This window comes from Blastopirellula sp. J2-11 (assembly GCF_024584705.1).
Taxonomy (GTDB): Bacteria; Planctomycetota; Planctomycetia; order Pirellulales; family Pirellulaceae; genus Blastopirellula.
Map to the genome: position 1 here is coordinate 1,100,907 of NZ_CP097384.1, position 22,678 is coordinate 1,123,584.

The following is a 22,678-nucleotide window of genomic DNA, read 5'->3' on the forward strand; positions in this document are numbered from 1 at the left end:
GCTAACAGGAAAGCTGGTCGCTGCGGACTCTGTAGAGGGAGGGACCGTGGGTCCCAGTTGTTGGAAGCCTTGAGGAAAGGACGGCGATGCTGCATCGCTGGACACGATGGATCATCGCGACGCTCAGTTGCGTCGCGCTTGCGCTCAACGGTTGCTCGTTGCAGTGTTGGCGACTCTATGACTGTCCTGATCCTCCTGCTTACGAAGAGGACCTGATTCTGAAGTACGCAGGTCGCGGACTCAAGATTGAGGACCCTGCGCCCAACGTTTGTGAAGATGACAGTTTGCCCAACGTCCCGGTGTCGCCCGATGCGGCGGTTAGCGGGGAAGTGAAGTACAAGAACATCTCACTGCAGGAAGCGGTCGAAACGGCGCTGGCGAACTCGCAAGTCATGAAAGACCTGGGAGGCGTACTCCGCAGCCCCGCGGCGTTGGCCACGATCTACGATCCAGCCCGAACTTATACGGATGGTCGCTTTGGTGAAGAAGCGGCGTTGAGCGCCTTCGACGCCAGTTTTGGCGCCAGCGCTTATTTTGAACAAAACGACTACGGCGTGAACAACGTGACGGTCGGGCAGAACGGCCTGTTCAAGCAAGACTACAATAACTACGAGATGTCGCTGCAAAAGAAAAGCGTCACCGGCGCCACTTTCACTTTGCGGAACGTCACCCAGTACGACAATAACAATCAAGAAGCGTCGTTCATCACCAACCCATTCGTGTTTGGGCAGTCATGGACGAACTACGCCGAAGCACAATGGCGTCAACCGCTCTTGCAAGGCGCCGGCGTCATGTACAACCGGATCGCCGGTCCGAACGGCGAACCGGGTTTCGCCAACGGCGTACTAGTCGCTCGCACGCGTACCGACATCAGTTTGGCCGATTTTGAGATCGCCGTCCGCAATCTGGTTAGCGATACCGAAAACGCCTACTGGGATCTCTACTACGCGTATCGTGATCTCGACGCCAAAGTGGAAGCACGCGACAACGCGCTGCGCGTTTGGCAAAACGTTCAGGCCAACGCCGGACAAGGTCGCCGGACCGCAGACCAGGAAGGTCAGGCTCGCGAGCAATACTATCGCTTTGAGTCGGAAGTGATCAACGCGTTGCATGGTCGCTTGACTCCGCGGACGCAAACCAACTATGGCAGTAACGGCGGTACGTTCATTCAAAACGGCGGCGTGCGCGTTTCTGAACGCCGACTGCGAGTGATCATGGCGGTTGAGATCAACGGACAGCAACTGCTGCGTCCAGACGATGATCCTCCCGTAGCCCAGGTGAAGTTCGACTGGGACGCGATCGCGCTGGAAGCAGTCGCGCGTCGCCCGGAACTTCGCCGCCAAAAGTGGGTCATCAAACAGCGTGAGCTGGAGTTGATCGCGAACAAGAACTTCCTGAAGCCGCAATTGGACCTGGTCGCTCGCTATCGGCTACGCGGTTTCGGCAAAGACTTGTGGGGCTACGATCAGCCGCAATACGACAACGCAATCCAGAGCATGATGGATCGCGACTTCCAAGAGTATCAAATGGGGGTCGAGTTCGACATGCCGATCGGCTTTCGTCGAGGGCATGCGGCGGTGCGCAGCTCGGAGTTAGCGTTGGCCCGCGAAAAAGCGATTCTGCGCGAGCAGGAAAACTTCATCATGTACGGGCTGAGCAACACCTACGGCGAGATCGAACGCGCCCACCAGGTGATGGAAGCCCAGTTCAATCGGCGGGAAGCGGCCTATGCTCAGCAGCGTGCCGTCGAAGCTTCGCACGAAGCCGGCTTTGCTCCGCTCGACTTGCTGCTCGAAGCGCAGCGCCGCGTGATCGACGCCAACATCTTGTTTTATCAGGCCCGCGTCGACTACGCCCAAGCGATCAAGAATGTGCATTACGAGAAGGGCTCGCTGCTAGAGCACAACAACGTCTTCTTGGCGGAAGGGCCTTGGCCGCAAAAAGCGTACAACGACGCTTTGCAACGTGACTTGAACAAGCGGCATGCGTTGACCAATTTTGTGATCAACGACGCATTGATCGGGCGACCGAAAAAGGTCGACTTCTCGCTCGAGCCGTCGAAGAAGCCGTATAAGTCGACGCCGATCTTTGAAGGCCCAGCCTTTCCAGAGACTTCGGAAGCGGAAACGATGCCGGAGAATCCGCTTCGACAAGAGAAAAACGAGATGCCGAGCGTGCAACCTGCTTCGCTGAGCGCTCCTCTGCGAGAAGAAGGCTCGGCGCCGGTAATCGAAGCGTCAAGCGAGGGGGAAATCGACTTCAGCGGCGAAGCGCCGACCGATTCGGCCTTCTGGATTTCTCGCTAACGCGGCGTCATTCTCCCATTTGAATCCAGCAAGACGGATGCTGCGCCATGCCGATGTGGGGATAAAAGTCGGCCGCTTTCGGCGCCGACAGCAAGATGAGCATCGTTTTCGGACCTGCCGCTTCGTGCGTTTGCTGGATCAGTTGCTTGCCGATCCCTTGCCTTTGATAGGCGACGTCGACCGCCAGATCGGCCAGATAGGTGCAATAGTGGAAATCACTGATCGCTCGGGAAACGCCGACCAGCAAATCCCCCTCGCGAGCCGCCACAATCACGTCAGCGCCGCGCAACATCCCTTCCAGCAATACCGGATCATCGATCTGACGACGCTCGGCCAGAGTGGAACGCTCGAGCAAATCTTGAAATTCGGGGACGGTCAGGTCCGGTTCAAGTTGATAGATCGGCATCGAATTGGGCGCCAGGGCTGATGGAGAAGATTGTCGGGGACGACATGGACAAGCATAATAGATTATGCTCCGCAGGCGAAGGTTCCCTGTGGAGCCAAAGTAGTTGGAGAAGAACCCAAAACCATGCGACAAGTTCTACTCTACGCCGATGCGGAAGATGAGGGCTGGATCGCCGAAGTTCCCAGTTTGCCCGACTGCATTACCCAAGGAGAGACGAAGGAAGAAGCGATCATCCATGTCCGCGATGCGATTGTGACCTGGATTGATGGGATACCGACGGATTCGTGGGATGTTCAGGTTTGCTTCGTTTTCTAGTCGACGGCTTTCCCTCGCGGGCGCATGTTTGACGTGGCGCTTTTCGAAAATCGGCCACCATAGTCGCCTTTCGCTCCCGCGAAAGTAGCGCAGATTCGGGCGCCATGTTCTTATTCGCCGTAGTGCGCTAGCACCGGTTTCTGACGGGAACTCATTTGCGAAAGACAATTGGTGACAGAAACCGCGGCTAACGCCGGGCGGCTGATCCCTTCGAAACCAAAAGAGGGCGGTCCTGCTGAATGACCGCCCCCGACGTGCGTAAGATTGACAACTTGCTTGGCTTACAAAATCTCGTAAGCGAAGTCGCCTGTTTCGTTGACGGTGACATTCACGCCGCCGATCTCTCCCCCGTCAGCCATCCGCGAAAGGAACTCGGACGAAAGTTCCGGCAGCAGCGTGCGGGTCAGAATCTTGTCGACGTTACGAGCGCCGGTGTCAACTTCTGTGCAGCGCGCGGCGATCGCGTCGACCAGTTGGTCGGTGTACTCGAAGGCGGCGTTGTAGTTTTCTTTGACCCGCTTGCCCACTTTTTTCAGCTTCAGGCGGACGATCTTCTTCATCACGTCGTCGGCCAAGGGGAAGTAGGGAATCACATCGACGCGACCAAGAAACGCCGGTTTGAACGTCTTTAGCAACTCTTCGTGCAGCGCTTCGCCCAATGCCGTCGGGCTCGGTTGTTGCTGCGGGTCGCGGCACATGTGCATGATCAGGTCGGTGCCGGCGTTGGACGTCATGATGATGACGGTGTTTTTAAAGTCGATGTCGCGTCCTTCGCCATCCTTCATGTGACCTTTGTCAAAGACTTGGTAGAAGATGTCTTGCACGCCGGGGTGCGCCTTCTCCATTTCGTCCAGCAAGATCACGCTGTACGGCTTGCGACGAACCGCTTCGGTCAGCACGCCCCCTTCGCCGTAACCGACATAGCCGGGAGGCGACCCCATCAGTAGCGAAACTTTGTGCTCTTCCTTGAATTCCGACATGTTGATGACGGTCAGATTCTGTTCGCCGCCGTACAACAAGTTGGCTAAGGTCAGCGCCGTTTCGGTCTTGCCGACGCCGCTGGTGCCGGCCAGCAAAAACGTGCCGATCGGGCGACTCGGGTCATCCAAGTGAGCCCGCGACGTCCGAATGCTTTCGGCGATTTGCAGCATTGCGTGCGTTTGGCCAACCACCGCTTCTTCCATCAGGTCTTGGAGGTTCATCACCGTTTTGATCTCGTTCGAGACCATGCGGCCGACCGGAATGCCGGTCCACGCGGCGACCGTTTCCGCGACAGCGGCCGAATCGCAGCAAACGTGGACGAGCGGATCTTCGCCTTGAGCGGTTTCCAACTCGGCGTGCGTCGCTTGGATCTGGGTCCGAATCTCGCTCCGGTCGTCGTCGGTCAACAGAACCGGCGGTTCTTCCCCTTCTTTGACGGGGGCGCCCCGCAGTGCGTCGTCTTCGATCAGTTGTTTTTGCAGGTCGCGAATCTTAAAGACCAGCTCTTTTTCATTCGCCCACCGCTCGTTGAGCTTGGCGAGTCGTTCGGTCTCAACATTGCGAGTCGCTTCCAGATCGGCGATCGTAGTGGTGTGATCGTCGGCGCCGGCCGCCATTTCTCGTTCGAGAATGACGATCTCGGTTGTCAGTTGTTCGATGTGGCGATGCGCGTCTTCGATCTCTGGAGGCGTTGAGTTCTGGCTCAGTCCGATCCGGGCACAGGTCGTATCGAGCAAACTGACCGCTTTGTCCGGAAGCTGCCGACCGGCGATGTAGCGATTCGATAGTTTGACCGCGGCTTCGACCCCTTCATTCAAGATGCGGACCGAGTGATGCTTTTCAAGCGTCGCGACCAGCCCACGCATCATGTCCATGCACTTGGGTTCGCTTGGCTCTTCGACCTTCACGACTTGAAAACGTCGCGCGAGGGCGGCGTCGCGTTCAAAATACTTCTTGTATTCGGCCCAAGTGGTCGCGGCGATCGTGCGTAGTTCGCCGCGAGCGAGCGCCGGCTTCAGCAAGTTGGCGGCGTCTCCTTGGCCTGCCTGACCGCCGGCGCCGATCATGGTGTGGGCTTCGTCGATAAACAGAATGATCGGCTTGGGCGAGCTTTTGACTTCTTCGATGACCGACTTCAAGCGGTTTTCAAATTCCCCTTTGACTCCGGCGCCTGCTTGCAACAGGGCGAGATCAAGCGTGCGGATCGAAACGTTGGCCAATACTTCGGGCACATCGCCGGCGGCGATACGCAGCGCGAAACCTTCGACGACCGCCGTTTTGCCAACGCCGGCCTCGCCGGTAAGGATGGGATTGTTTTGACGACGGCGACAGAGGATGTCGACGATCTGGCGGATTTCGTCATCACGGCCAAGGACGGGATCAATTGCGCCGCTTTTGGCTCGCTCGGTCAGGTCGACCGTAAATTGATCGAGGGACGGCGTTTTGGAGGGTTTGCCTGGTTTGCCGGTCGCTGCGCCTTCTTTGGATTCGGGCTTTTTGGTCGCTTCGTCCGTTTCGGCGGTGACGCTGGGAAGTTCGCGTTTGAGCGATTCGACCGAGATCTTGCCGAGCGCCGACGAACTTCCGACGATTGACCGCGACGAATTTTCGTCACTCAGCAACGCCAGCAAGATGTGGCCGGTGCGTACTTCGGGTTCGCCATACTCGATCGAAGCCAGCAGCCAAGCTTCGCGAGCCAGATCGACGATCGCCGGCGCGATGCTCGGCGGGCGGCCGTTGCCGGTTTTGAAGCGATCGATCGCTTTTGTCAGTTCTGAGGTGAACTGGGAGCGGTCGATTTCGTAGTACTTGAGGATCGCTTCCAGGTCGGTGAACGGCGCTTCCAAGATCTTGGTGAGCCAATGTTCGACCTCGATGTTGTAGTTGGTGCGCGACAGGCAGAGCCCCGCAGCAGATTCGAGAGCGCCTCGGCAGACGGGATTCAGTTTGCCGACGAGTGATTTCAGATTGAGTCCGGACATCAGGGCGGCTTTCGCGGTACGGATGAATGGTTGGCGGGCTGACAGCGGCATGCAATGTATCTTCGGGAGTGTAGGATCCGGTAAACGCCGTGGGTGAAAATGCATCCCCAGGCGGTTCGCTTCCTACCGATAGGCGTACAATTTGGGAGGATTGGCGCGGTTGTAGCAACCAAATGTCGAGCCCTGGGGCGCGGAATCATGAAAGAGTCGTTTTGCGGGACGGTGTGTGAATATATTGGAACGTGTCGATCGCTCTGATTTGCCCCCAGCGCAGGTCGACCTTTATCATGCAACGGATGCGCAGCGAGGATCGCCGCCGCACAAAGAGGCCCCGGTCTGGGTAGGAAGTCCAACCGACACGCCGCTCTTTAGTCCGACTATGTCTTCCGAGACTCCTATTTCCGTTCGAACGGCAGAAGATGCTCGCCGGCAACTTGATTCGTTGTTAGACGAACTGGCTGATCTGGCTGAGGGATCCTCTGCGCCGGAAGATTTCTGGCCAGAACTCTTGTCGAGGTTAGTCTTCGCTGCTTCCGCCCAAGGCGCCGCTATCTGGCAATGGGGAGGATCACGGCGATTGCAGCCGCTGTTTGAACAAGGCTTCGACAAGGTCTATCCCGGTCAACCACGCGATGTGGCGATCGATATCGACGCTTGCTCGCTGGAAGCGGCTCTGCGCAAGCCGAAAGCGTCGACCATTGTCAGCGGTGGTCAGGCAGACGGTCCCGCCCGCTTAATGTTGGTCGCTCCCTTGACGACCGCCGCTCGAGCAACCGGTTTGCTGGTGCTGTACCAACCGGCCGATCTGCCGTCGGTGACGCAAAACGGTCAGTTGCGCCTGTTAGACGCGTTTGGCGAAATCGCGGTCCACTTCCAAGAGCGGCGTTTGCTGGCCGACTTTTCAGGCGCCGAACAAAACTGGAAGAATCAGCTTCACTTTGCCCGCGACGTTCATCGCGAACTCGACGTAAAACGGACTTGTTACCGCATCGCCAATGACGGGCGGCATGCGCTCGACGCCGATCGGGTCAGCGTCGCCGAGTGGGATGGACCGTCCGCTCATGTCCAGGCGATCAGCGGAGTTGACGTCCTGAACCGCCGCGCCGCGGTCGTACGCAAGCTTGAACGCTTGGCGACCGCCGTCGCCAAACAGAGACAACCGGTGATCTTTCGCGGTGATCGAGAAAATCTGCCGCCGCAAATCGAAGAGGCGCTGGTTGACTACTTAGAAGAGTCGCCGGCTCGACTGTTGATCGCCGTGCCGCTCGTGCGTGAAGCGGAGGAAGCTACCGAAGAACCTTGGACATCGAATGACGGAATTCTGGTCGGCGTGATGATTGTCGAGCAATTGGAATCGACCGAAGTCGAACGTCTGCTCGCCCGCACGCGCAGTCTGGCCGAGTCGGCGACTTTGGCCCTCGACAACGCGCAGCGTTACGAGCGACTTCCGCTCCGCGGCGTCATGCAACTGATCGGTACGACGCTCGCCCAGTTCGGTTGGCGCAAGCTATCGCGCACGATGCGCTACGTTCTGCCGGTGCTGTTGGCGTTGCTGGCGACCTGGTGGATTCCGGCGCCGTTTGAAATCGACGTTCGCGGGCAACTGCAACCGGAGATCCAGCGCCAACTGTTCGCTCCGCTCGATGGCTATGTCGATGAGATTTTGGTGAAACATGGCGAGATGGTCGCCGCCGGCCAGGTGGTCGCGCAGTTGCGTTCGCCTGACTTGGAACTGAAACAAACCGAAGCAGCGGGCCTGCTGTCGGCCGCTCAGTCTGAACTAGATGCGGTGCGCGTCGAACGAACGCAAAACGTTCGTCGCGATGATGATCGTCGCGACAGTCGCAGCGCTGATCGCGACAAGCTATCGGCCGACGAAATTCGCCTGACTCGGCGGATCGCGAACTTGCAGGAGCAACTGCTGCTGCTGGAAGCACAAGGGAGAGCGTTGATGCTGGTCGCTCCAGTCGCCGGCCAAATCTTAAGCTGGGATATCGAAGAGACGTTGCAAGCTCGGCCGGTTTCCCGAGGTGACTCGCTGCTGAAAGTTGCCGAAGTCGATGGCCCCTGGATTCTGAAATTAGAAGCAGCCGATCGCCGCACCAAACATATTCTGAACGCTCAGGCCGCCGCCGACGCTCCATTGCCGATCACGTTTCACTTAGTCAGTGAGCCCGGCGTCAAGCATCCCGCGACGCTAGCCGAGATTTCGCAGGTCATCGAAGTGGGAACCGAAACCGACGAGCCGGCGGCGATGCTAACGGCGCACTTCGACAAATCGGAAGTCGACTTTCTACGGCCCGGGGTGACGGTTTCAGGACGCGTTAACTGCGGCACGCGCAGTCTGGCTTATGTCTGGACGCATGAACTGTTCGATGCGGTTCGCCGCCGCCTTTTCTGGTAACGAATCAATGATGAAGCGATTATTCCCGATCACGTTCTGTCTGGCGGCGCTGACCGTTTCGTCGGCAGACGCAGACGACATTCCGGTTAGCTCGACGCTGCTCAAAATTATTGAGACGGTCGAAGTGCCTGCTCAGCAACCTGGCGCGCTGGAGAAAGTCAACGTCCGCGAAGGCACGCTCGTCGACCGAGGAGAGGTGATCGCCAATATCGCCGCCACCGAGATGGAGTTGGAACTGAGCGTCAAGCGGTCCGAACACGCGATCGCCCAGCGAGAAGCGACGAACGACGTCAATATTCGCTTTTCTCGCAAATCCTTGGAAGTTTCCCAGGCCGAGTTGCAACGAGCGCTCGACGCGATCGCGACCTTTCCGAACGCCGTTACCGATACTGAACTCGACCGCTTGCGACTGTTGGTCGAGAAGAATCGCCTGGAGATTGAACAGTCGAGCGAGCAGCAGGAGATCGCCAAGCTGACCGCTGGTTTGAAGTCGGCCGAAGCGGAGATTACTGCGGCGAAATTGGCCAAGCATCAGATCGTTGCGCCGATCGAAGGGATGGTCGTGCGCGTTTTTCGTCGCGTCGGCGAATGGGTCGACATCGCCGATCCTGTCGTCAAGATCGTGCGGATCGATCGACTGCGAGCCGAAGGTTTTGTGCGGAGTGAAGAAGCGGCGCTGGGGTTGCAAGGTCGCACGGCGACCGTTCGCGTGACGCTGCCGCATAGCGACGAGTTGGTCGCGCCGGGCAAAGTGACCTTTGTCGATCCCGAAGTCGATCCTGTTAGCGGCGACGTACGCGTTTGGGTTGAGATCGAGAACGCCGACCTGAAACTTCGTCCTGGTTTGCGAGTCGAGATGTCCATTTCCAACGCGGCGATGACTGACAACACAGACGATCAAGCGGCCGAAGAGGTCACAGTGGGAAGCTAAACAGTGACCGCATCGCTGCAAGTTCGTATTCGTCCCGATCTAAAGATCGTTCGCCAACAGGGGACGATAGAGCCGCGGTTCGTGGTAAAGGACCCGGTATCGCTTCGCTATTTCTACTTTGGCGAACACGAGATGTTCATCATGCGGCGTCTGAATGGTCAGATGTCGGTCGCCGAAATTCAAACGGCGTACCAGGAAGAATACGCACCGCTCAAGATTCGTCCGATCGAGATTACATCGTTCTGTCATTCGCTGCATTCGCGTGGATTGGCGATCGGCGGCGTGACCGGCGAGTCGCAGCAACTGTTGCAGCGAGCCGATCAGCAGCGACTGTGGCGCTGGTCGACGGCGCCGCTCTCGATTCTCTCGATTCGTTTGCCAGGCGTCGATCCCGATGCAGTGCTGACGGCGATCGCTCCCTATTTTGCGTGGCTCTTTCAGCGAGCGACGGTCGCGTTGGTCTTGGCCTTCGCGAGCGTGCTGATGTTGCTGGGCCTGTTGCACGCCGAGCAGATCCTCGACCGGATGCCGAGTGCGCAATCGTTGTTGCAGGGGCAAAATCTGCTCTGGATGGCGATCGCGCTGGCGCTGGTCAAGATCTTGCATGAACTGGGGCACGCGCTGGCCTGTAAGCATTTTGGCGGCGAGTGCCATCAGATCGGCGTCATGCTGTTGGCGTTTATCCCTTGTTTGTACTGCGATGTTTCGGATTCTTGGCTGCTGCCAGAACGAAAAAAGCGGATGTTCGTCTCAGCGGCGGGAATGTACGTCGAGCTAATCGTCGCGTCGCTCTGTGCGGTGCTGTGGTGCTTTAGCGAGCCGGGGATGGCGCAGTCGATCTGCATGAGCGTGATGTTGATCGCCAGCGTCAGTACGGTGCTGGTCAACGGCAATCCGCTGATGCGATACGATGGGTACTATTTGTTCGCCGATTGGATCGACGTGCCAAATCTGTCGCAACAAGCGAGCGAAGCGTTGCGGCGCCCGCTGGTCCATTTTTTCACGCGCCGGGCGACGAGTGAAATCCGACTCGACGCAAGTTCCGCATTTCTGCGAACCTATGCGGTGCTGGCGCTCGCCTATCGGACGATGGTGATTGGGGTTCTGCTCTGGTTCGTCTATAAGATGTTAAAAGCGAACGACCTGGCGCCGCTGGGCGATGGGGTCGTGATGTTGGTGCTCGCTGGGTTGCTGTTGCAGCCAGCAATTGGCTTTGCGAGGTGGTGGAAACGTCCGATGGCGAAGCGCGAACTACGAGGCAAACGTTTGGCGGCGGCGGTGATCGTCGTCAGCATCTTGTTGCTGGGAATGCTGCAAATACCGTGGGCGGCTCGCGTGCAAACGCCGATCCTGGCGCAATTGGCCGATTCGCAAACGATTTATGTTCCGGTCGAAGGACGCATCGAGTCGACGGTCGCAGCGGGAGAAAGAGTTGTCGCCGGCGCGGCGCTGGCCAAACTGATGAACGAGGAGATCGAGCTGCGGCGCGTCGAGTTGACCGGCGATCTGGACGAACAACGACAGCATGTCGAAAACCTGCGTCGGCAGTTGAATAATGATCCGACCGCCGCCGCGCAAATTCCCGCAGCCGAAGCGGTGCTAACCGATCTAGGGCGGCAATTGGATGTAGTGAATCGAGACGTCGAGCGGCTGACCATTCGAGCGCCCAGCGATGGGATCGTCTTTCCTCCTCCGTTGCGCGAAGAAAAACGAGGTAGCGATCGTCAGCTCTCCTCCTGGAGTGGGACGCCGTTGGATCTGACGAATCGCGGTGCGCTGCTCCTCCGTGGGGAACCGCTGGCGATCGTCGCCGCGACTAATCGGATCGAGGCGCAACTGCTCGTCCATCAGCGAGATGTCGATCTGGTCGCCCCAGGGGACGAGGTCGAACTGCTGTTTGACGGGCTATCGGGCAATACGATCCGCGGACGAATCGTCGAGATCTCGCGTGCCGAACTTCTCGCCGCTCCGCGCAATCTGGCCCAAGGCGCCGAAGTGCTGATCGAACAGGGAGAGTCCGGCGAAATGGCGCTGGTCGAGCGAACCTATCAAGCGACGGTCGAATTGGATTCGTTGCCGGCGACGCTGTTGCCGGGTACGCGCGGCAAAGCGATCGTGCTGGGACGCTCGCTCACCTTGGGAGAGCGAATCTCTCGCTGGATCAGCGGCAATTTTCGTTTTGAATTGTAACGCCGCGCTGCAGCAACTCTACGGTAGGACGAATGCGGCCCCGGTATAGAACGTTCCCATGTAGGCGGCTCCACGCCAGCTCCAGGGGAGCCCATGTCGGTCATGCGGATTGTTGTCGCCGGGGCGATAGTGACCCAGCGTATAGATGCGTTCGCATGGTGGGTTGACGCCGATCTTGTAGGGCAAGATCAGCGTGTTGGCGAAGAAGTGAGCCGCAGAGACCGCCGGTTGCACCACGCGATGGCGATTGCCATAACGCTCCAGGTTCACTTCTTCAAAGTAGAGCGGGCGGTGATAGAAAGCGGGCGCTTCCCACATCGCGACCGACGGCGCCCAAGGGCGTTGTACGCCGTAGATTGAGTCGACTTCGGGGTATTCGGCGAAGAGTTCCTGGGCGACATTGGCCGGCAGTTTGACTTGATGCTCGGCGTTGGTCTGAATATCGGGATCACGATAGCCGGTGTTGATCGTGTAGGAGTCGGCCGGGCGGCGCTCAAGCAAGGTTTGCAATTGCTCTGGCGTCATGCTGTTGAAGGGATCGTGACCGCTTGCGACAGAGCGATAGAGCTCACCGTAACGCTTGCCGGGGGGGAGGATATCGTCTTCGGTGATCATTGTCCCTTGGGGGACGATTTCATCCGGCGGAGGATCGACCGGTCCAAGTTCTGGCTCCGCCGTTTGGACGAGCGTGACCGGCCGAATGCGAAACGGTGTTTCTGCAGGTTCAGCGCGGACCTCCCACGAAGCAAGAATAACTCCGCAGAGGGGCAATGCGATCAGGCAGAGGCTATTAAGTAGACGCATCCTTCGTCTTCACCATACGAGTGCGAACGGGCCAAATGTCTCCGTTTCCTTTCGATCGGCGTTTCACCGGATCTTAGTCCAGTCGTCTGGAGACAGACGGTACAGCTTCCGCATATTTGGCAAAATCGGCGCCATCGGAAGAGGTTAGGCTAGTCGGATCGTATTGATTTGCGCGATTCAGGAAATCGGAAACCGTAGGAATGAGGGAATTGCTGGCGCGTTTCGTTGACATCCTCAGGAATCGTAACTTGAATGGGAAAATACGTATCTTTTGACGGCTAGAGGGGTTATGTGCACATCATGCATACCTCGCTGGCGAAGAATTTCTTGCCATGCGCTGCCGAGCGTCAGGCGAGCGACCGACCAAGGCGCTACCGAATGAACCGAAAGCGAATTTTTTCGCGTTGGCTAAAGCGAAAATCGCGCCGTGCGGATGCCGCCGCGCCCCGCTTTTTCGATCAGTTCGATACGAAGCTCCGCTTTCGAGAGTTGGAGCCGCGCGTCGTTTTAAATGCCGACGCCAATCTTGTCGGCGACGTACTCCAAGTTGAAGTCGACGACGCCAATGATGCGGTCGAAGTCCGCTTTTATGACGACGGCGGCACAAGCTACTACCAAGTCACAGATGGGAAAGGGTTTGACCAGAAGTGGGATGCGAGCCTTGTGGCGGGTATTACGGTCAGCGACACTTCGCCAGGCGTCGAAGACGGGCAACAGGTGACGTTACTGGATGACCATGCGACGATCGATCCTTCGCTCAGTAAAGGGCTGATAACCAATGGCATCGAGACCGTTTCCTTCAATGGCTCCACTCCCGGCGATTCGTGGACATTCGCTACTGAAGTTTCGATCACGGCCGATACGCACGATGCAGAGGTCAATCAGTCCGGCGCCGATTTGCTGACCCCGGCGATGACGCCGGTCAGCTTCGCCGCGATCAACGGCGCCGAGATCGATGTCACGCTGAACTCGACGAGCAACGAGATCTCGCTGCTGAACGTCAGCCAAGGTGGCGACGTGAAGCTCGTAACGGCGGATGATATTTCGCTGGATCAGATCGAAACGCAATCTCTCGAACTGACCTCGAGTAAGTCAATCGGCGACGCGACCGGCGCTTCGCTCGACATCAGCGGTCCGGCGACGTTCGATGCCGGTACGACGATCGAACTAGCGAACGAAGCTGGCGACGTCCTGCAGGTAGATGACCTCGCGAAGTTCAAAGCCGGCGGCTCGATCGACATCGGCCTCGCAGGCACAGCGAATTTTGACACGCTGATGTTTCAAGGCGACGTGGTGACGATCGAGGAGGATAGCGATACCGTTCTCTCCGGTTCCAATACCGCCAACTCACTCGACTTGACTTCGAACGCTTCCATTACCGACGCTGGGGGCGTATCGATCGTGATTAGTGGTCCAGCGTCGTTCGACGCAGGCACGACGATCATCCTGGCGAATGAAGCCGGCGATATCCTGCAGGTAGACGATCTGGCGAAGTTCATCGCCGGCGGCTCGATCGACATTGGCCCGGCCGGAACAGCGAATTTCGGCTTGCTGAATTTTCAGGGCGGCGCGGTGACGATCCAAGAGGATAGTGACACGGTTCTCTCCGGTTCCAGCACGGCGAACTCGCTCGACTTGACTTCGGACGCTTCGATCACTGACGCCGGCGGCGTTTCGATCGTGATTAGTGGTCCAGCAACGTTCGACGCAGGGACGACGATTAACCTGGCGAATGAAGCTGGCGATATCCTGCAGGTAGACGATCTGGCGAAGTTCAACGCGGCCGGCTCGATCGACATTGGGCCGGCAGGAATGGCGAACTTTGGTTCGTTGACATTTACTGGCGGCGCGGTGACGATCCAAGAGGATAGTGATACGATCCTTACAGGCACGAATACGGCGAACTCGCTCGACTTGACTTCGAACGCTTCCATCACCGACGCGTCCGACGCTTCGATTGTAATTAGCGGTCCAGCGACGTTTGACGCCGGCACGACGATCATCCTGGCGAATGAAGCCGGCGATATCCTGCAGGTAGACGATCTGGCGAAGTTCATCGCCGGCGGCTCGATCGACATTGGCCCGGCCGGAACAGCGAATTTCGGCTTGCTGAATTTTCAGGGCGGCGCGGTGACGATCCAAGAGGATAGCGACACCGTTCTCGCCGGCACGAATACCGCCAACTTTCTTAGTCTGACGTCGAACGCTTCGATCACCGATGCAAACGGCGCTTTGATTGACATCAGCGGACCAGCGGCGTTCGCAGCAGGTACGACGATTGACCTAGCGGATGAAGCCGGCAATATCTTGCAGGTGGACGATCTTGGGAAGTTCATCGCGCCTGGCTCAATCAACATCGGCCTGGCGGGGATGGCAAACTTCGGTATGCTGAACTTTCAAAGCGATGTTGTGACGATCCAAGAGGATAGCGACACCATTGTCGTCGGTATCAATACGGCCACCTTGCTCAGTCTGACATCGAACGCCTCGATCACCGACGCGGCCGGGACTTCGATCGACATCAGCGGTCCAGCGACGTTCGACGCCGGCACAGTGATCAACCTGGCGAACGAAGCTGGCGACATTTTGCAGGTGGATGACCTGGCGAAGTTCATCGCCGGCGGCTCTATCGACATCGGCCCAGCCGGAACAGCAAATTTCGGCTTCCTGAATTTCCAAGGCGATGTGGTGACGATCCAAGAGGATAGCGACACCGTTCTCTCTGGTTCCAACACCGCCAACTCGCTAGACTTGACTTCGATCGCATCAATCACCGACGCCAGCGGCGCTTCGATCGACATCAGCGGTCCAGCGACGTTCGATGCCGGCACGGTGATCAACCTGGCGAATGAAGCTGGCGACATTTTGCAGGTGGATGATCTAGCGAAGTTCATGGCGGCCGGCTCAATCGACATCGGCCCGGCCGGAACAGCAAATTTCGGCTCGCTGATGTTCCAAGGCGACGTCGTGACGATCCAAGAGGATAGCGATACGGTTCTCGCCGGCACGAATACCGCCAACTCGCTTGACTTGACTTCTAACGCTTCAATCAGCGACGCCACCGGCGCTTCGATCGACATCAGCGGTCCAGCGACGTTCGATGCCGGCACGGTGATCAACCTGGCGAACGAAGCTGGCGACATTTTGCAGGTAGATGACCTAGCGAAGTTTATCGCCGCTGGCTCGATCGACATCGGCCCGGCGGGAACGGCGAATTTCGGCTCGCTGATGTTCCAAGGCGACGTCGTGACGATCCAAGAGGATAGCGACACGGTTCTCGCCGGCACGAATACCGCCAACTCGCTTGACTTGACTTCTAACGCTTCAATCAGCGACGCCACCGGCGCTTCGATCGACATCAGCGGTCCAGCGACGTTCGATGCCGGCACGGTGATCAACCTGGCGAACGAAGCTGGCGACATTTTGCAGGTAGATGACCTAGCGAAGTTTATCGCCGCTGGCTCGATCGACATCGGCCCGGCCGGAACGGCGAATTTCGGCTTGCTGAATTTCCAGGGCGACGTGGTAACGATCCAGGAAGATAGCGATACCGTTCTCTCCGGCGCGAACACCGCCAACTCACTCGACTTGACTTCGAACGCTTCAATTACCGACGCTGGGGGCGCTTCGATCGTGATTAGCGGTCCAGCGACGTTCGACGCGGGCACGACGATCAATCTGGCCGATGCGGGAACAGACCTGCTGCAGGTAACGGACTTAGCGACGCTCAAGGCCGCCGGCTCGATCGACATCGGCCCCGCCGGCACGGCGAATTTCGGCACGCTGACGTTCCAGGGCGACATGGTGACGATCCAGGAGGATAGCGACACCGTTCTCTCCGGCGCGAACACCGCCAACTCACTCGACTTGACTTCGAACGCTTCAATTACCGACGCTGGGGGCGCTTCGATCGTGATTAGTGGTCCAGCGTCGTTCGACGCAGGCACGACGATCATCCTGGCCGATGCGGGAACAGATCTGCTGCAAGTGGATGACTTGGCGACGTTCATCGCCGCCGGCTCGATCGACGTCGGCCCGGCGGGCACGGCGAATTTCGGCTTGCTGACGTTCCAGGGCAGCGCGGTGACGATTCAAGAGGATGGCGATACCGTTCTCTCCGGCACGAATACGGCCAACTCGCTCGACTTGACTTCCAACGCTTCAATTACTGACGCCGGCGGCGCTTCGATCGTGATTAGTGGTCCGGCGACGTTCGACGCAGGGACGACGATCAACCTGGCCGATGCGGGAACAGACCTGCTACAGGTAACTGATTTAGCGACGTTCAAGGCCGCCGGCTCGATCGATGTCGGCCCGGCGGGCACGGCGAATTTCGGCACGCTGAATTTTCAGGGCGGCGCGGTGACGATCCAAGAGGATAGCGACACGGTTCTCTCCGGTTCCAACACCGCTAACTCGCTCGACTTGACGTCCAACGCTTCAATTACTGACGCCGGCGGCGTTTCGATCGTGATTAGTGGTCCAGCAACGTTCGACGCAGGGACGACGATTAACCTGGCGAATGAAGCTGGCGATGTCCTGCTGGTAACTGATTTAGCGACGTTCATCGCCGCCGGTTCGATCGATGTCGGCCCCGCCGGAACCGCGAATTTTGGCTTGCTGAATTTCCAAGGCAGCGCGGTGACGATCCAGGAGGATGGCGATACCGTTCTCTCCGGCACGAATACGGCCAACTCGCTCGACTTGACTTCCAACGCTTCAATTACTGACGCCGGCGGCGCTTCGATCGTGATTAGTGGTCCGGCGACGTTCGACGCAGGGACGACGATCAACCTGGCCGATGCGGGAACAAATCTGCTACAGGTAACTGATTTAGCGACGTTCAAGGCCGCTGGCTCGATCGACGTCGGCCCGGCGGGCACGGCGAATTTTGGCTTGCTGGCGTTCCAGGGCGACATGGTGACGATCCAAGAGGATAGCGACACTATTCTCTCTGGTGCGAATGCCGCGAACTCGCTCGCACTGACTTCGAACGCTTCAATCACCGATGCGACCGGGGCATCGATCGTAATTAGCGGTCCAGCGACGTTCGATGCAGGCACGACGATTAACTTGGCGAATGAAGCTGGCGACTTCCTGCAGGTAACTGACCTGGCGACGTTCATTTCAAGCGGCGGGCAGACGATTGATGTTGGCGTCGACAATGGTATCAATCGCGGGGACGATAGCGGCGCTATGGTGTTGCTGGGCCAGCTGACATTTGTCAGTGACAATGGTATGAATGTGCGAGATTCGGTGACGATTCGCGTAGATTCCGATATGGAAGTGACCGGAGTCAATCTGGCGGCCGATCTGTTTTTGGCGGCGAACGGATCGCTGATGCAGGTCGAAGATGGGAACGCGCTGACGGCGGATCGGATTGATCTGGATGTGAACGGCGACGGGAGCGTGGTTGGCGACGCTTTGTTTGAAGCGGCCGCTGGCGAGGTTATCAATTTGTTTGGCGACACTTCGTCCAATCCGCTGGGTGAGCCGGTCTCGACGTTTTTGGCGGATAACAAGATCGCAGGAGCCGAATTCCGCGCCGCAGGCGGCGGCGACCTATCCGATATCTACTATCGCAATATCAGCACGGCGGCGCTCTTTCCGACTTTGCCTGGGATGGTGACCGGGAGCCTGCGGATACAGTTTACGGCGGCTGATATCATAATTGACGACGATATTAACGTCGGCGATCAGTTGATCCTTGAATCGCTTGGGGCGTTAAATAGCATTTCGGATGTCGATGGCGTTTCGATCGTCGCGAAAGATGCGATCTTTGTGGCCGATGGAACGATCACGTTGGCCGACGAAGCGAATAATGAACTGAAGATCGGCGTCGCGGCGGATGATAACGCTTTCTTCTATTCACGCACTGGAAAAACGATTGCCGTCGGCGCCAGTGACGCGGATGGAACTGCCAGCGGAGCGACGGTCGAACTCTCTTCGTTGACCTTCTCTAGCAGTGATGGATCAACTGTCCGCGGCGATGTCGTTATTCACGAGACCGATTCAACTCTGCTGGCGTCGCGACGGTTCGAGGTTGACGGTTCACCGGTGATCTTTGTGAACCGGGCTGACTCACTGGTGTTGATCACCGATGGCGATTTGACCGACGCCGATTCGGACGGCTCGCTCAACGAAAATATTTTGCGAGCCAGCGTCGATGTCGCCAACAGTTCGGTGATGATGGCTGGCGGAGAAATTCACCTAGCCGATCAAGCGATGATTACGGTTGACGGCGTCGATCTGAGCGTTTACTCGCTCGGTTTGAATGACGGCGCCCTCGATAACGACATCGCGTTGTTCGTGACGACCGCAGGCGGAAATATTCGCGTTGGCGTGTCCGACATGTTGGCGACCGACAGCGACGCGTCGGTAAAGGTCGATGGCATCACATTCAACACGGTTGGTGGAACCGGGGACGTTTATCTGCAAACCGACAGCGAAACCAATCTGGCTAATCGTAAATTCGCCGGAACCACCTACGAGAATCTCGCCAATAATCTGGTGTTGCGTACTACCGGGATCATCGGTTCAGCCGGGAGCGAAAAGAGCTCTATTATTGGTGACGCACGTTTTCTCGCGAGCGGCGACATTAAGTTGGTCAACTCCGATGCGGACGCTCAATTGCTGGTCGGCGGCAATGCATTTTTCCAGTCCGACGGCGCGGTCACCGTTGGCGTCGGGACGAGCGGCGTGAATTTCGGCACATTGACGTTTGATGCGAAGGGCGCGGTGAAGATCACCGAATCAAACGCGATCGGCGGTTTTGTCGCTCCGGCGGCCGGCATGACGATCATCGATACGACTTTCGATGGCGGCAACACGAATCACGCCGCCTCGGCGACGCTCATCTCCGACAGTTTCATTGCCGACGCGATCGCGACGACAATCGAAGTCGACACCTTCGCTACGTTGACGGCCGATACGACGATCACGCTGGGGGACAACGTCGGCGACAAACTGATCGTCAAGGGAGACGCATCGTTCACATCAACCAGCGGACAGCAAATTGACATCGGCGTAACGCCGACAGCAAAACTGGCGACCGATCGCGGGACCGATAGCGGCGCGACCGTCGAACTTGGCTCGCTGCAGTTCGAGAGTATCGGCGGTGACGTGACGATTCATGAAGATTTGGGCATGTTGCTGGCGGGGGCCAGTCAAGCCGATACGCTTGTCCTGGTCGCCAACCAGGGAGATATTCGCGATTCGATCGGAACCAAGGTGACGGTTGCCGATTTTGCCGAGTTTCATTCCGAAATGGATGTTGTGTTGGCTGATCAGAAGACCGACGAATTGACGGTTGTCGGCAACGCATTGTTTACCACCGGCAACACCAACTACTTTGCAACTCCCGGCGTTGTTCGCGAAATTAGCGTCGGTGTGATCGATGTCGATGCAGCGAGTAGCCCGAACGCTTCGGGGCGCGGAACCGACAGCGGCGCGATAGTGTCGCTAGGAAGCGTGACGTTCTTTGGTTTCGCCAATATGGACGCCGGCGCCCATGTGACGATTCGCGAAGACGCATCGATGGTGATTACTCATGCCGAGCGTCGCGAAGGGGTCGGAGCGACCGAGATCACCAACTTCGCTCAGACGGCGCTGTTGATCGCCGATAATGCCGCCAATAGTGCGACGATCACTGATTCGCAAATCGACGCGGTCGGAGGCACTTCGATTGAAACGACCGACTATGCGATTTTCCAGGCAAACTCGCACATCGTGTTGGCGAATGAAGCGGCGGACGCATTTACCGTCGGCGGAAACGCCTACTTGGCGTCGCAATTGGGTGATATCGATCTGGGCGTGCTGGCGAAGACTGTCAACGCGCTTGATCGAGGCGCCGACAGCGGCGCCAACGTCCAACTGGGAACGCTCACATTTCAGGCGAAGCTGGGCGACGTCACGATTCATGAAGATGGCGATACGACGCTGGCCAACGGAAATTCGTTGCGAGGAACCGGCAGTGCGGCGAATTCGTTGGTGCTTGAGAGCAGCGGATCGATCGACGACATGGCAGGGACCAGTTTGGTCGTCGCGCAATTGGTGGCGGCGCCGGTCGCCGGTTCAGCCGAGGATCAAATTGACGGATTGGCGATCTTGCGAGCTGGCGCGGATGTGCACCTGGGCGATTCGGCGGGAGACTCGATTGATCTGCGGCGGTTGTCGCTAACGGTCGGCGGCGACGTTTCGATCATGGAAAGTTCAGCGAGCGACGGCGGCCTATTGTTAGTTGACGGTTCGCAAGCGATCGGAACGATGGCGATCAAGTCCGACGGTCATCTGGTGCAAATCAACGACGAGCGAACAGGCGCCGCGTTTAGCTTGATTGTCGCCGATCAAGCGTTGTTGGTCGCCGGCGGGGCGATCGTGATGACCAAAGTCGATTTCCAACAGGCGACCTTGCAAGCCCACGGAACTTTGCAGGTGACGCCCGGCGCGACGCTCAATGCAACGGATGCGGCGAACGGCGGATTACTCGGTCGTCGTTCGACCGATGCGATTTCGAGTTACTTGCCAAACTCCAACGACGACACCTTCGCACCGAAAGGCCCGAGTACGACGCCAGCAACGCAAACCAATATGGATGGCGTTTATTCGGTGGTGTTGTCGGATGTAAATAGTCTGACGATTGCGTTGGTGACCGACTCGTTAGGAACCATCGCGGCGGATCCGGTGACGCTTGCGTTTGAAGTCGCAGGCAGCGATAGTCTGGCGATCGCCAATTTTAAACCAGCGTTGTCGGCGGTCGGAGTTTCGGCAGGACATCTGTTCGTGCAGACGGCCGGCGACTTGACCTTTGCTGAGCAAGCGGCCGATCCGTTGGACAACGTCGTCGTGTATGGCGAAGTGCGGATGACCGGCGGCACGACCACCAACAATGCGTTCACCGCTCTGGCCGGCGGTACGTTGAACATCGCGGGAGACTCGATGTTGGTGATGCGCTCGGCGGCGGACTTCTTTCTGCTGAACGACGCCAACAACACGTTAACTCCTTATGTCGGCGGCGGGTTGGCCGACTCGGTCGGCTCGTTGGGCGCCGTCAGTTCGTTTGCAACCTTTGTGGACGTGGATACGCAGCCTGGCTTTATCGAAGTCGGCGAGTTTGGCCCGATCTATCAGCGAACCGCCCAGAGCGCCGATCCCGACGCATCGACTTCACAAATCGCCAAGGGGATTGGCTTTGGGCAATTCCAAGTCAACGCCACCATCTCAAAGCTCGGAGATTCGTCGACGATCAATGTCGACGGACAACCGGTCTATGTCGAGCAGAACTCGCGAGTTTTGGTCGATTGGGGAGATGGTTCGCAGGACGTCTATCTGTTCCAAGATCCGATCAATGGCGCCCAGACGCTGCAGCACACTTACGCATCAGGCTTCGCCAGCTCCGAGCAGCGCGCGACGGTGACGATTACCGCGTTCAACGATCCGCAGATCAATCTGTATGACAATGTCGTTGACGATACGACGTTCCGCGATTTGAATTCGGTCACTGACACCTTTGAAGTCATTTTCCCTGTTGGCGTGCAATTTGCCCCAGAGCCGCCGCCGTTCACGCTCCCTTCCGCTCCTGAGATTGCGCCGGTCGCCGTCTTGCCCGACTCCGTCTTCGCAGTAACGACGAACTCTACGTTCAACTCGGATGGAGGTTCGCTGAATCAAATCCAAGAAGTCGTGGTCGTGATCGTCAACGCCTTGGATGAAGAAGTGGGGGAACGAATCGTGTTGCAAGGATTCAGCACGATCGAAGAGGTCAAGCAATTCATTCAAGAGAGTACGCGGTTTTTGCCTGGCCGATACAAGGTTTCGATTCTGCTGGCCGGACAACAAGAGCCTGACGTCTATTACTTTGATAAGGTCGCTGCAGACGCGCCGGACGGCGCCAGCGGCGGCGGTGGATTTGAAGGACATGTGCAATCCGCGGCGCCAGAACTGCCAGCCGATGCGTCGGCGGAGCAAGTTTGGGCGGTGCAATACGAAAAATGGTTCGAAGCCGACGACACGATGTCGGACGAAGAAAATTCAGCCGACGTCGTGGATGCTTGGACTCCCGACCTCTCCGCCGCATGGCAAAGAGAAAAGCTTTCCGAATCGCGCGAAGCGCCATCTTCGCTTCGTCGCCGCTGGATGCTGCCGGGGGGGATCGGCGGAGCGCTAATGATGGCCGCTTTCGCACTCAATCCGCAAGCAGATCGCCAGCGCGCCGAGGCGGTCGAAGAAACGCTCGAGCGAGAGTCCCAGGAGTCGAGCGAGTCGAAGCAAAGTCTTTCACGTCGCCGCTGGAGACGACGCGTTCGATAATTCGGGCCTAATCGGCGATTTTCTCGCCTCTACCCCACGAAATGCCGGTTT

General features: G+C 58.0%; 9 protein-coding genes. 6 read left to right on the top strand and 3 right to left on the bottom strand.

Annotated features, from left to right (window positions below; all coding sequences use genetic code 11):
- Positions 1 to 86 precede the first annotated feature (86 nt).
- The gene (locus M4951_RS04670) at positions 87 to 2,306 is read left to right on the top strand and encodes a TolC family protein (protein WP_262025316.1); all 2,220 of its coding nucleotides are present in this window, start codon (positions 87 to 89) and stop codon (positions 2,304 to 2,306) included.
- Between the two features lie 7 nt (positions 2,307 to 2,313).
- Here M4951_RS04670 and M4951_RS04675 read toward each other — a convergent pair whose 3' ends face one another.
- Positions 2,314 to 2,712: a GNAT family N-acetyltransferase gene (locus M4951_RS04675; protein WP_262025317.1), complete on the bottom strand. Its 399-nt coding sequence runs from the start codon at positions 2,710 to 2,712 to the stop codon at positions 2,314 to 2,316.
- Between the two features lie 123 nt (positions 2,713 to 2,835).
- Here M4951_RS04675 and M4951_RS04680 point away from each other — a divergent pair, with 123 nt between their 5' ends.
- Positions 2,836 to 3,027, top strand: a complete 192-nt coding sequence (locus M4951_RS04680; RefSeq protein WP_262025318.1) for a type II toxin-antitoxin system HicB family antitoxin — start codon at positions 2,836 to 2,838, stop codon at positions 3,025 to 3,027.
- A 281-nt stretch (positions 3,028 to 3,308) separates the two neighbouring features.
- On the opposite strand, the gene tssH is transcribed toward M4951_RS04680, so the two are convergent.
- Positions 3,309 to 6,041 carry a type VI secretion system ATPase TssH gene (gene tssH, locus M4951_RS04685; RefSeq protein WP_262025319.1) on the bottom strand — a complete coding sequence of 911 codons (2,733 nt, stop codon included), beginning with the start codon at positions 6,039 to 6,041 and terminating at the stop codon, positions 3,309 to 3,311.
- 175 nt (positions 6,042 to 6,216) lie between these two features.
- Here tssH and M4951_RS04690 point away from each other — a divergent pair, with 175 nt between their 5' ends.
- The 3 genes from M4951_RS04690 to M4951_RS04700 are packed head-to-tail and all read left to right on the top strand — an operon-like array spanning position 6,217 to position 11,515.
- On the top strand, positions 6,217 to 8,394 hold the full coding sequence (locus M4951_RS04690) for a GAF domain-containing protein (RefSeq protein WP_262025320.1): 2,178 nt from the start codon (positions 6,217 to 6,219) through the stop codon (positions 8,392 to 8,394).
- 7 nt (positions 8,395 to 8,401) lie between these two features.
- The gene (locus M4951_RS04695) at positions 8,402 to 9,325 is read left to right on the top strand and encodes an efflux RND transporter periplasmic adaptor subunit (RefSeq protein ID WP_262025321.1); all 924 of its coding nucleotides are present in this window, start codon (positions 8,402 to 8,404) and stop codon (positions 9,323 to 9,325) included.
- Positions 9,326 to 9,328: 3 nt separating this feature from the next.
- Positions 9,329 to 11,515 (top strand): HlyD family efflux transporter periplasmic adaptor subunit, encoded by a 2,187-nt coding sequence (locus M4951_RS04700; RefSeq protein WP_262025322.1) that lies wholly within the window; start codon positions 9,329 to 9,331, stop codon positions 11,513 to 11,515.
- 18 nt (positions 11,516 to 11,533) lie between these two features.
- On the opposite strand, the gene M4951_RS04705 is transcribed toward M4951_RS04700, so the two are convergent.
- On the bottom strand, positions 11,534 to 12,319 hold the full coding sequence (locus M4951_RS04705) for a hypothetical protein (protein ID WP_262025323.1): 786 nt from the start codon (positions 12,317 to 12,319) through the stop codon (positions 11,534 to 11,536).
- Positions 12,320 to 12,697: 378 nt separating this feature from the next.
- Here M4951_RS04705 and M4951_RS04710 point away from each other — a divergent pair, with 378 nt between their 5' ends.
- Positions 12,698 to 22,627: a beta strand repeat-containing protein gene (locus M4951_RS04710; RefSeq protein WP_262025324.1), complete on the top strand. Its 9,930-nt coding sequence runs from the start codon at positions 12,698 to 12,700 to the stop codon at positions 22,625 to 22,627.
- Positions 22,628 to 22,678: the final 51 nt, after the last annotated feature.